Source organism: Nonomuraea sp. NPDC004580 (genome assembly GCF_040609855.1).
Taxonomy (GTDB): Bacteria; Actinomycetota; Actinomycetes; order Streptosporangiales; family Streptosporangiaceae; genus Nonomuraea; species Nonomuraea salmonea.
Genome location: NZ_JBEXLH010000113.1, coordinates 1 through 10,448 on the forward strand (window position 1 = coordinate 1; position 10,448 = coordinate 10,448).

The window sequence follows — 10,448 nt, forward strand, 5'->3', positions numbered from 1 at the left end:
ATCCGCTGCCTCAAACGCTACATCGCCCGCGAGCTCTACCAGATCATCACCAGAACCGATCATGAAACCAGCGCTTGACATCAATAGGAGCATCCTGTCGTTTGCCCGGCCACACGCCGGGCAGCCGACCCGTCCCTGCTGAAGGACACGGGCCAGAACGAGACGGGAGGCCTCGATGGAGGACGTGGGCGCGGCGTGCGAGCGGGTGGCGCGGCAGGCGCTCGGCCTGTCCGGCCTGCGGCCCGGCCAGCTCGGCGCGATGAGCGCGCTGGCGCGCGGCAGGGACGTGCTGGTCGTGATGCCGACCGGGGCCGGCAAGTCCGCGATCTACCAGGTGCCCGCGCTGCTGCTGCCCGGCCCCACCGTCGTGGTCTCCCCGCTCATCGCCCTCCAGCGCGACCAGGTCGAGGCGCTGCGCGAGCGCGACGAGGAGGCGGTGAGCCTCGACGCCGGCACCTCGGCGGGGCGGCGGCGCACCGCGTTCGAGTCGCTGCGCGCCGGGGAGACGGAGTTCCTGTTCTGTGCTCCAGAGCAGCTCGCCAAGCCCGACGTCGTCCGCGACCTGGCCGCCGCGAAGCCGTCGCTGCTGGTCGTGGACGAGGCGCACCTGATCTCCTCGTGGGGTCATGACTTCCGGCCAGACTACCTGCGGCTGGGGCAGGTCGCCGAGGCTCTCGGCCGGCCGGCGATCGCCGCGCTGACCGCCACCGCCGCGCCGCCCGTGCGGGCGGAGATCGCCGAGCGGCTGGGGCTGCGGGAGCCGGTGGAGATCGTGCAGGGGTTCGACCGGCCCAACATCTCGCTCACCGTCCGCAGGATGATGGACGACCCCGCCGCCGACATCGTCGCCGCCGTCGCGGCCGAGACCGGGCCCGGCATCGTCTACACGGCCGTACGCAAGCAGACCACCCGCCTGAGCGAGCTGCTCGGTGAGGCCGGGGTGCGGGCGGCGGCCTACCACGCCGGGCTGCGGCGCTCCGAGCGCGACGAGGTGCACGGCAGGTTCATGTCCGGGGACGTGGACGTGGTGGTGGCGACCAGCGCGTTCGGCATGGGCATCGACAAGCCGGACGTGCGGTTCGTGGTCCATGCCGAGGTGCCAGGCTCGCCTGACGCCTACTACCAGGAGATCGGCAGGGCCGGGCGGGACGGCGAGCGCGCCTCGGCGACGCTGTTCTACCGTCCCGAGAACCTGGGCTTGCAGCGTTACTTCACCGGGTCCGTACCGGACGCCGAGGTTCTGGCCCGGGTGGCGCGGGCCGTGGCGGGCGGCGCGTGCGACCGGCGTGCTCTGCGCGAGCGGGCCGAGGTGTCGGCGCGCCGCCTGACGACGCTGCTCGACCTGCTGGAACGGGCCGGCGCCGTACGCGTCGGCACCCGCCGCGTCGAGCCCGCGCCCGGCGCGCCCGCACCTGAAGAGGCCGCCGAGCTGGCCGTGGAGCTGGCCGAGCGGCGGCGGGACGTGGAGCGTACCCGGCTGGAGATGATGCGCCGCTACGCCGAGACCGATGACTGCCGGCGGCGGTTCCTGCTCGGCTACTTCGGCGAGCAGGTCGCCGACGCGTGCGGCAACTGCGACACCTGCCTGGCCGGCACCGCCGACCGGCAGGTGGAGGAGGAGAGCGGGCCGTTCGCCGCGCACGCCAGGGTCGAGCACCGTACGTGGGGGCCCGGCGAGGTCATCCAGCGCGGCGAGGACCGCCTGACGGTCCTGTTCGACACGGCCGGCTACCGAGAACTGCAACTCGACACAGTCCTCGACCAAGACCTCCTCACCGAACCCCCAACCCCTGACCGCCCCCGCCCCTGATCTCCCGCCCCTGACCCGCCACGGCGGTGCTCGCCTCCCACCCCTACGGCCCCTGGGCCCTGACCGCCGCCGGCCGGGCTGGTCGGCGGCGGGACTGGCGGCGGGGCTGGTCGGCGGCGGGACTGGCGGCGGCGGGGCTGGTCGGCGGCTGTCAGGTGAGAGCGGGTTGGAGGTGGCCGGTGTCGTGGATGTAGGTCGGCTCTTGGTGCTTTTCACCCGTCTTGCGGGTGTTGAGGCGGTTCATCAGTTTGGTGAGCATCATGCCGTACACCACGTGGCCGGCGATCATGACGGCCGGGCGGCCGGGGCGGTCCTGCGTGGCGGCGGGGAGGATGTTCATACCGGGCACCCAGCCCTGGTAGCTGGCGGCCCAGATGGCCAGGCCATAGCCGATGCCGGCGATCGACGGGGCCTGGCCGCGGGCGAGCAGGCCGTACAGGGAGCCGGCGGCGGCGCCGAACCCGAAGTGGGCGAGTGCGCCCGCGGCGCCCTCGCCGGGCTTCGGCCGGTGCTTGTGACCCGGGAGCATCGCCCGGGCGATCCGCTTGGGCGGCTGGTCGGGCATGAGGCCCACCCGGCTGCCGGCCAGCATGACCCCGCTCATCGCGGCGGTGGCGAGGGCGCCGCTCACGGCGCCCTTCATGAGAGCTCGCATCATGAAAGCCGGTTGCCCGACAGAAGGCGGGGGAAACGCCCGCCGGGAGGCGGGCTCCCCCCTGGGTCAGCTCTCCTTGGCCAGCGCGCCGCGACCCGCGCTGAGGTGCACGACGTTCCCGTCGATCCTGGCCACCTGGTCGGGGGTGACGTACAGGTCGCGGGAGAACAGCCCCTTGGCGTCCACCTTGACGAAACCCGTACGCACCAGCCGGGCCGCGAGCGCGGGCGGCAGGTCAGGCTCGGGGTCGGTGAAGACGTCGGCCAGGATCGGCACGACGCCGGGCCGCGGGTCGGACTCCTGGCCCTCGGTGGTCGCGGCCGCCGGGTCACCCAGCTTGACGAACTCCACCGTCCCCAGCTCCTTGCCGTCGCTGTCGACGACCTTCATCCCGGACTGCACCTGATCGATCACCGGCTCCTGGTAGGCGTGCACGGCACCGCTCCTCTCCTGTAGGTCAGAGGCGGTACGCCTACCCAGAAAGAGCCCGGACAGCGGCCCGGCACCCGCGAACCTGGCGTTTACCGGCCGCTGAAGTCGCAATCCGGCGCGGATGGCGATTTTGGCGGGTGCTTGGCAGCGCCGTGCCGCGGGTCCCGCCGACACTGGAGGAGGTGCACCAAGGCCGGTGGCGGCCGTGGTGACCAGGCCTGGGGGTAACCGTGTCGATGTTCTGGGATCTCAAGCACTGCGACAACCCGGCGGTCACCGAGTGGACGTACACCGGCACCCACAAGGGCACCCTGCTCATGCCCGGCGGCCGGGAGATCGAGCCGACGGGCCGTTTCATCTCGGTGAGGGCGACCTGCACCAGCTTCGTCAAGGACGGGAAGATCTGTACACACCGGGAGTACTACGACCAGCTGGAGCTCTACAGCCAGCTCGGCTTCGGCCTGCTGGAGCTGGAGCGGATGCCCGCGTGACGGGTTCAGGCCCGTTCGGCGAACCGCTGCCGCCCTACGACGCCGAGCAGCCGCAGCTTCTCGTGTCCCTCGGTACGCGGGGGCGCGGTGAGCACCAGCAGTGCCTGCGCCTGGTCCTCGGTGAACAGCACCTGGCAGTCCACCTCGATCTCGCCCAGCTCGGGATGGACGAGCACCTTGTGGTCCTCGAACCGCTTGGCCACCTCGTGCCGCTCCCACAACTGGACGAACTCGGCGCTCTCCCTGCTCAGCGCCCGCACCAGCTCGCCCGCCTGCGAGCGCGGCCCCCGTACGCCGTGGGCGGCGCGCAGGTTCGCGACCAGGGAACGGCTCTGCCGGCCGTGGTCGCCCTCCGGGTAGCAGCGCCGCGCGGCGGGGTCGGTGAACCAGCGGTAGATCTCGTAGCGGGCCAGACCCGCGTAGTGCGACTTGTCACCGAACAGCGCCTCGGCCATCCGGTTCTGCACCAGCGTCTCCCCCAGGTCGGACACGATGAGCGCCGGCGTGTCGGACAGGCGGTCCAGCACCCGCAGCAGCGGCGGCGCGACGTGCGTCACGGCCGACAGGGACGCGGGGGCGTTGTGGCCGCAGATCTGGAACAGGTAGCCGCGCTCGTCGTCGGTCAGCCGCAGCGCCCGCGCCAGCGAGGCCAGCATCTGCACGCTCGGCTGCGGACCGCGCTGCTGCTCCAGCCGGGTGTAGTAGTCGGTGGACATCACCGCGAGCGCCGCCACCTCCTCGCGCCGCAGCCCAGGCGCCCGGCGGCGGGCTCCGGGCGGGAGCCCGACGTCCTCGGGACGGAGGGCTTCGCGGCGGCGGCGCAGGAAGTCCGCCAAGGCTGCACGATCCATATGCCCCATTATGTGCACGCCCGGCGCGCGAACCAGGGATCGCCGATCCCCCGATGACCGGTCTCTGCACCCGCGCCGCCGGCCGGGCCACGCTCGGAGCATGCAGATCTCAGGGAACACCATCTTCATCCCCGGTGCGACGAGCGGCATCGGGCTCGCGCTCGCCCTCGCCCTGCGCGACAAGGGGAACACCGTGATCGTGGGCGGGCGGCGTACCGAACTGCTGGAGCGGATCGCCGCCGAGCACCCCGGCGTGGACACCGTCACCGTCGACACCGCCGACCCCGCGAGCATCCAGGCCGCCGCGGAGCAGGTCCTCGCCCGGCACCCCGACTTGAACGTGCTGATCGCGATGGCCGGCATCATGCGGGTCGAGGACTGGCGCAAGCCCGAGTCGTTCCTCGCCTCCGCCGAGTCCGTCGTGACGACGAACCTGCTCGGGCCGATCCGGCTCATCGCCGCGTTCATCGAGCACCTGCAGACGCGGCCCGACGCGGCCATCGTCACCGTGTCCTCGGGGCTGGCGTTCACCCCGCTCACCGTCACGCCCAGCTACAACGCCTCCAAGGCGGCGATCCACATGCTGAGCGAGTCGATCCGGCTGCAGCTGGAGGGCACGAGCGTGCGGGTGGTGGAGCTCGTCCCGCCGGCCGTGCGCACCGAGCTGCTGCCCGGGCACGAGGAGAACGAGCACGCGATGCCGCTGGACGAGTACGTGGCCGAGACCATGGCGCTGCTGGAGAGCCGGCCCGACGAGAAGGAGATCCAGGTCGAGCGGGTCAAGTTCCTCCGCTACAGCGAGGTCCGCGGCGACTACGACCAGGTGGTGTCCGTCCTGAACGCCACCGACCCCCACGGCGACTGACGCTCACCCGACGATGAACCTGAGCTTGATCAGGTCCTTGTCGTCGATGTCGGAGAAGTTGGCGATCTCGACTTCGCTCAGCTTCAGGGGGCTCTGGGTGAGGACGGTGAGTAGGCAGCCGCCGTCCTCGTAGTCGTCGCCGCAGTCCTCCTTGGGCCGGGCGAAGTTCACGGAGCGGACGGCGGGGCGGGTTCGCAGCCATTCGACGACGGTGTCGACCAGGACGCCCACGTCGCACTTGTCCTGCTCGGTGGTGTACGCCTTCTCGCACAGGGTGGCCGACACCTCCACGGCGCCCTCCTCCCCCTCCTGGAAGTGGACCGACTCGCCCGGGATCGTGCCGAGGCCCGCCAGCAGGTCCATGTTGGCGGCGTAGCGCTCACGTTCCTGGCTCTCTTGCAGGGCTTCGCGGATCTGGATCGCCGCGGCCACCGCGACGAGGAGCGCCACGGCGGCTCCTGCGCCCACGAGCAGGCGGCGGAGCAGCCGGCGCCGGCCTGACCTGGGCGGACGTCCAGGCTTGTCGGAAGGCGGCGGGTCGGCGGGCAGGCGGAGGGTGGCGGGGCCTGGTGGCGTGCGGTCCTCGGCGACGGCGGCGAGGTGCGCGCGGACGTCGTGGGCGGCCGGCCGGTGCGCGGGGTCGCGGCGCAGCAGCGCCATGAGCACCGGCTCCAGGGGGCCGGCCTTCGCGGGCGGTGCGGGGTCGCGGGTGGCGACGGCGACGAAGATCGCCCCGGCGCTCGCGCCGTCGTACGGGGGACGCCCCTCCACGGCGGTGTAGAGCGTCGCGCCGAGCGACCACAGGTCGGAGACGGGCGTGGCCGGCCGGCCCAGCACCTGCTCGGGCGCCATGTACGCGGGCGTGCCGAGGATCGCGCCCGTGCCGGTCAGCGTGACGTCACCCTCGACGGCCGCGATGCCGAAGTCGGTCAGGACGACCCGCTCGCCTTCCAGCAGGACGTTGGCCGGCTTGATGTCGCGGTGCGTGATGCCCGCCTGGTGGGCCGCGCACAGGGCGTCCAGCACCTGGAGCCCGATCCGCGCGGCCCGCGCGGGGGGCAGCGGCCCCTGCGCCGCCAGCAGGTCCTGTAAGGAGCGCCCGCGCACCAGCTCCATGATGATCCACGGCCGGCCGTCGGCGCCGGTGACGTGATCGTGCACGGTGACGATGCCGGGATGCTTGAGCCGCGCGGCGGCGCGCGCCTCGCGGTCGAGCCTGGCGACCCAGTGCGCCCGTTCGGCGTCGTCGAGCTGCTCGGGCAGGAACAGCTCCTTGGCCGCCACCTCGCGGCCGAGCTGCTCGTCGCGGGCGGCCCAGACGGCTCCCATCCCGCCGCGGCCCAGCAGGCCGGTCAACCGGTAGCGGCCGGCGAGCAGGTGCCCGTCCGCCGCCCTCCGCGTGTCCTCCCGCCCCATACCCTCCACCGCCGGCACCCCTCACGTCGTGTCCTGTGACGGACAGAGATCATCTCAGAGCGAGCGGGCCGCGTGCACGTGCCCGGGCCCGCCGTGGTGCGAAGCCCGGGGCCGCCGGTCAGCGGTTGGCGGCGAGGCTGTGGACCGGGTGCTCGCCCTCGGTCTGCAGCCGGTACTCGCGGCCGTTCTTGGCGCGGTTGTCGTCGATGACCCGCTCGGACGGGGCCTTCTCGCCGCCCATGAGCGCTTCCTGCATCTTCTCGAAGCGCTCGTGGGCCTCCTGGACGTAGCCGGTGCCCAGGGTGGTGTAGTCGATCTGGGTGGCCAGCAGCTCGCGCACGTACTCCTTGTTCGGCTCGAACGTCACCGGGGCCGGCAGCTCGGGCGCCAGCACCTCCTCCGGGTCGCGGCCGTCGAACCGCTTGAACATCTCCGCGGCCAGCCGCAGGTGCTCCAGCTCCATGTTGAGGTGGAGCTCCCAGATGTTCTTCACCTTCGGGTCGGACTCGGTCTCCATGAACGAGTGGTACAGGTAGCACTCGTTGTACTCGTGGTTCATGAGCATCTCCCACCAGCTCTCGCCCGGGTCGACGAGCGACTCGTAGTGGGTGACGTGCTCCTCCTCGATGAGGCCGATCTCCTGGTAGAGCTGGCGGGCGATCGGCTCCATGTAGGTGGGGCCGACGTTCATGTAGAAGTTCATCGTCTGCTGCTCGGCCGACATGATCGTCAGGGCGTGCAGCTTCGAGATCGGCGCGGCGGTGGAGCGGTCATAGGGCTCGCGCACGTTGTCGATCGGGTTGCGGTGGTGCATGAACGTCGGCCGGCCCGGCATGACCTCGGTGAGCTGGTCGACGATCTTCTCGGCCTTGCGGTGCTCGATCATCTCGTACAGGTTGGCGTAGCGGTAGAGGTGGTCGAAGTCCTCCAGGACGCCGAACTGGTACGCCTGCTGCAGATAGGGGTCGGGCTCCATGCGGGCGACCCAGGCGGTGAGGTCCACGGCGACCTGCTCGTACGCGATCGTCGTCTCCAGCACCGAGGCGAGACCGGGCAGCAGCCAGTTGACCGCCTTCTGCTGCTGCTGCTCGATGTAGCGGACCCGGGCCAGCTGCTGCTTGATCTCCATGTCAGGACAGTGCCTGGCCAGGTGGTGGCTGAACATGATCGCCTCGACCTCGATGCCGTTCATCGTGATGATGCGGCACCGCGTGTAAGGGTCGGCGTGGTCGGGATCGGTCGGCGTGACGTTCAGCTCCCGCCAGTTGCGCAGCTGCTTGTCCAGCGGGATGCCCCGCTCCTGCAGTGGGTTGAAGGTCATGTGCGTGCGCTCCTTCGCGCTGGGTTCGAGTGAGCAAACGTGGCTTGCCCGGCTACCCGAGGGCTTCCCGGCGCAATCTCTGCGCGCGCCCCGCTGGACCTCCGCGTTCGGTAATGATGCCCGGATACGGCCGGTACGGACGATCCTTGGCCCGCGCCGGATGATCCCTTGACGGGCGGCGGGGCACGTCCACCCCCGGACTCACCGCCACGGGAAGACCGCTACGGGAAGACAGCTACGGAAGACGGGGCGTGGAAGGGACGACAGGTAGGGCAGTCAGGCCGGCCCGCGTGCTCGGCGCGCTGTCGTTGCTCGCCATGACGGCCGTGCAGGTGGTGTCAGGGCTGGACGCGCGGCCCCACCGGTACGTCACGGTCATCGTCGCGCTGCTCGCGGCGTCAGCGGTCGCCTTCGCGGCGGAGACCTGGGGGGCGCGCAGGGCGGTGCGCGCCTTCGGGGCGGCGGTGCTGACCGGCTACGCGGCCGAGCTGATCGGCGTGCTGACCGGGTTCCCGTTCGGCTCCTATCGGTACACGGACGTGCTGTGGCCGCAGATCGGCGGTGTCCCCCTGGTGGTGACGCTGGCCTGGGGCGGCATGGGGCTGGCGGCGTACGCGGTGGGCGCGGCGCTCGCCACCGGCTGGGGCCGCGTGTGCGCGGGGGCGGGCGCGCTGACGGCGTGGGACCTGTTCCTCGACCCGCAGATGGTCAGGCTCGGGCTGTGGACGTGGGCCGAGGACGGCTTCTACCGGGGCATCCCGCTCACCAACTTCGCCGGCTGGCTGCTGGTGTCGGCGCTGGTCATGCTCGCCATCGGGCGTGTGGCCGGCGACCCGCCGCCGGTCGGCGGCCTGCTCGTGCTCTACACGGTCATGGCGGTGATGGAGACGGTCGCGTTCGCGGCGGTGTTCGTCCCCGCCGACCCGCTGGTGGCGGCGGCCGGCGGGCTCGCGATGGGCGCGTTCGCCGCGCCCGCCTGGAGGCGGTCATGGCAGAGGTGACGGTGATCGGCGGCGGCGTGGGCGGCATGGTGTGCGCGCTGCTGCTGGCCAGGCAGGGCCACGAGGTCCGCCTGTACGAGCAGTTGCCGCGGCTCGGCGGCAAGCTGGCCGAGCACCGCAGGGACGGCTTCACCTTCTCGCTCGGCCCTTCGCTGCTCACCATGCCCGGCCTCTTCCGCGAGCTGGGGCTGCGGCGGGAGCTGGTGGAGCCGGAGCCGCTGTGCCGCTACCGGTTCGCCGACGGGAGCGTGCTGGACGCGCGCCGGAACCCCGCGCTGATGGCCGCGGCCGTGGACCGGCTGGCGCCGGGCGAAGGGCGGGCGTGGCACGCCTTCCACGCCTGGGCTCAGGGCTGCCTGCGAGCGGCCGACCGCACGGTCTTCGCCGGACCGCTGGTCCAGTCGCGCGGCAGCGGGCGGCCGGCCGGGGAGGCGCGGCTGTCCGACCTGATGGCGGTGGCGCCGGGGCGGACGCTGGACGGGCTGGCTCGCCGCTTCTTCCGCGATCCCCGTCTGCGCCAGTACGTCGGCCGCTACGCCACCTACGCCGGATCGAGCCCGTACCGCGCGCCCGCCGCGCTGGGCTGCGTGCCGGCTCTGGAGCACGGGCAGGGCGTCTGGTACGCGCCCGGCGGCCTCGCCCGGCTGGCCGACGACCTGGTCCTGCTGCTCAAGGCCGCGGGGGTGCAGGTGTTCCTGTCGGAGCCGGTCGCCGCCGTCGAGACGTCGGGCTCCCACGTCACGGGGGTGCGGCTGGCGAGCGGGCGGCGGGTGCGGGCGGACGTCGTGGTGGCCAACACCGACGCCGCCGCCCTGTACGGGAACCTGCTGCCGGACCGCCGCCGGCTGCGCGGCATCGCCCGGCTCGGCCTGTCGTCGTCGGCGCTGCTGGTGCTGGCCGGGGTGGAGGGCCGCACGTCCGGGCTGCCCCACCACTCGGTGCTGTTCTCGGGCGACTACGAGCGGGAGTTCGCCGACGTCTTCGACCGCCGGGTGCCGCCCCAGGACCCGACCATCTACGTCGGCTGCTCGGCGGTGGACGACGCCTCGCAGGCGCCGTCGGGCTGCGAGAACTGGACGTTGCTCGTCAACGTCCCCGCCCGCAACCCGGCGCGCTGGCCGATGCGGGTGGACGCGTACCGGGACCTGATCTTCGAGCGGCTGGCCGAGCGCGGCCACGACCTGTCCGGCCGGCTGCGCTTCGCCGACGTGTTCACCCCGGCCGACCTGCGCGACCGCTACGGCGCTTGGGGCGGCGCCATCTACGGGAGCGCGCACCACGGCCGCCTCGCCCCTTTCCGCCGCCCCGCCAACCGCGGCCCCCGGCGCGGCCTGTATCTGGTCGGCGGCTCCACCCACCCGGGCGGCGGCCTGCCGATGGTGACGATGGGCGCGAGAATCGTCGCCGGCCTGGTCGCGCACGACTTCCCCGAAAGCAGGCGAGCCATCACCGAGCCGGCCGCCGAGGGCGGGCGATGAGGGCGCTCACCGCCGAACTGCGTCGGCGGCGGATGAGCAGGGCGCTCAGCGTCGCGCAGGCGGTCGCCGGGGCTGTGGTCGCGGTGCGGCTCGCGCGGGGGCGGCCGCGGGTTGCGGCCCAGCCCCCC

At 72.5% G+C, this 10,448-nt stretch carries 10 protein-coding genes; 5 read left to right on the plus strand and 5 right to left on the minus strand.

Annotation, left to right across the window (positions count from 1 at the left end):
- The first annotated feature begins 175 nt into the window (after positions 1-175).
- Entirely contained in the window at positions 176-1,810 is a 1,635-nt protein-coding gene (locus ABZW11_RS45545) for a RecQ family ATP-dependent DNA helicase (protein ID WP_355432590.1), read from the plus strand.
- A 151-nt stretch (positions 1,811-1,961) separates the two neighbouring features.
- On the opposite strand, the gene ABZW11_RS45550 is transcribed toward ABZW11_RS45545, so the two are convergent.
- The gene (locus ABZW11_RS45550) at positions 1,962-2,453 is read right to left on the minus strand and encodes a DUF6789 family protein (RefSeq protein ID WP_355432593.1); all 492 of its coding nucleotides are present in this window, start codon (positions 2,451-2,453) and stop codon (positions 1,962-1,964) included.
- A gap of 78 nt (positions 2,454-2,531) precedes the next feature.
- Positions 2,532-2,900, minus strand: a complete 369-nt coding sequence (locus ABZW11_RS45555; protein WP_355432596.1) for a hypothetical protein — start codon at positions 2,898-2,900, stop codon at positions 2,532-2,534.
- A 233-nt stretch (positions 2,901-3,133) separates the two neighbouring features.
- On the opposite strand from ABZW11_RS45555, the gene ABZW11_RS45560 reads away from it, so the two are divergent.
- Entirely contained in the window at positions 3,134-3,388 is a 255-nt protein-coding gene (locus ABZW11_RS45560; RefSeq protein WP_355432616.1) for an ester cyclase, read from the plus strand.
- Positions 3,389-3,393: 5 nt separating this feature from the next.
- Here the strand turns inward: ABZW11_RS45560 and ABZW11_RS45565 are convergent, their stop codons facing one another.
- Entirely contained in the window at positions 3,394-4,239 is an 846-nt protein-coding gene (locus tag ABZW11_RS45565) for a helix-turn-helix transcriptional regulator (RefSeq protein ID WP_355432598.1), read from the minus strand.
- A 100-nt stretch (positions 4,240-4,339) separates the two neighbouring features.
- Here ABZW11_RS45565 and ABZW11_RS45570 point away from each other — a divergent pair, with 100 nt between their 5' ends.
- Positions 4,340-5,104, plus strand: coding sequence for an SDR family NAD(P)-dependent oxidoreductase (locus ABZW11_RS45570; RefSeq protein ID WP_355432601.1), 765 nt, complete (start codon positions 4,340-4,342; stop codon positions 5,102-5,104).
- A 3-nt stretch (positions 5,105-5,107) separates the two neighbouring features.
- On the opposite strand, the gene ABZW11_RS45575 is transcribed toward ABZW11_RS45570, so the two are convergent.
- Positions 5,108-6,520 carry a serine/threonine-protein kinase gene (locus tag ABZW11_RS45575; protein WP_355432604.1) on the minus strand — a complete coding sequence of 471 codons (1,413 nt, stop codon included), beginning with the start codon at positions 6,518-6,520 and terminating at the stop codon, positions 5,108-5,110.
- A 118-nt stretch (positions 6,521-6,638) separates the two neighbouring features.
- Positions 6,639-7,841 carry a hypothetical protein gene (locus tag ABZW11_RS45580; RefSeq protein WP_355432608.1) on the minus strand — a complete coding sequence of 401 codons (1,203 nt, stop codon included), beginning with the start codon at positions 7,839-7,841 and terminating at the stop codon, positions 6,639-6,641.
- Between the two features lie 290 nt (positions 7,842-8,131).
- Between ABZW11_RS45580 and ABZW11_RS45585 the strand changes: the two genes are divergently transcribed.
- Both ABZW11_RS45585 and crtI read left to right on the plus strand, forming a co-directional pair.
- The gene (locus ABZW11_RS45585; protein ID WP_355432611.1) at positions 8,132-8,842 is read left to right on the plus strand and encodes a carotenoid biosynthesis protein; all 711 of its coding nucleotides are present in this window, start codon (positions 8,132-8,134) and stop codon (positions 8,840-8,842) included.
- A complete protein-coding gene (gene crtI, locus ABZW11_RS45590; RefSeq protein ID WP_355432614.1) occupies positions 8,830-10,320 on the plus strand; it encodes a phytoene desaturase family protein in 1,491 nt (496 codons plus the stop codon). Before ABZW11_RS45585 ends, crtI begins: the two co-directional genes overlap by 13 nt.
- Positions 10,321-10,448: the final 128 nt, after the last annotated feature.

What these genes read in the sequence shown, in the direction of transcription:
- ABZW11_RS45545 (WP_355432590.1), top strand. Translation starts at nt 176, where the DNA reads ATGGAGGACGTGGGCGCGGCGTGCGAGCGGGTGGCGCGGCAGGCGCTC.
- ABZW11_RS45550 (WP_355432593.1), bottom strand. Translation starts at nt 2,453, where the DNA reads ATGAAGGGCGCCGTGAGCGGCGCCCTCGCCACCGCCGCGATGAGCGGG.
- ABZW11_RS45560 (WP_355432616.1), top strand. Translation starts at nt 3,134, where the DNA reads ATGTTCTGGGATCTCAAGCACTGCGACAACCCGGCGGTCACCGAGTGG.
- ABZW11_RS45565 (WP_355432598.1), bottom strand. Translation starts at nt 4,239, where the DNA reads ATGGATCGTGCAGCCTTGGCGGACTTCCTGCGCCGCCGCCGCGAAGCC.
- ABZW11_RS45570 (WP_355432601.1), top strand. Translation starts at nt 4,340, where the DNA reads ATGCAGATCTCAGGGAACACCATCTTCATCCCCGGTGCGACGAGCGGC.
- ABZW11_RS45575 (WP_355432604.1), bottom strand. Translation starts at nt 6,520, where the DNA reads ATGGGGCGGGAGGACACGCGGAGGGCGGCGGACGGGCACCTGCTCGCC.
- ABZW11_RS45580 (WP_355432608.1), bottom strand. Translation starts at nt 7,841, where the DNA reads ATGACCTTCAACCCACTGCAGGAGCGGGGCATCCCGCTGGACAAGCAG.
- crtI (WP_355432614.1), top strand. Translation starts at nt 8,830, where the DNA reads ATGGCAGAGGTGACGGTGATCGGCGGCGGCGTGGGCGGCATGGTGTGC.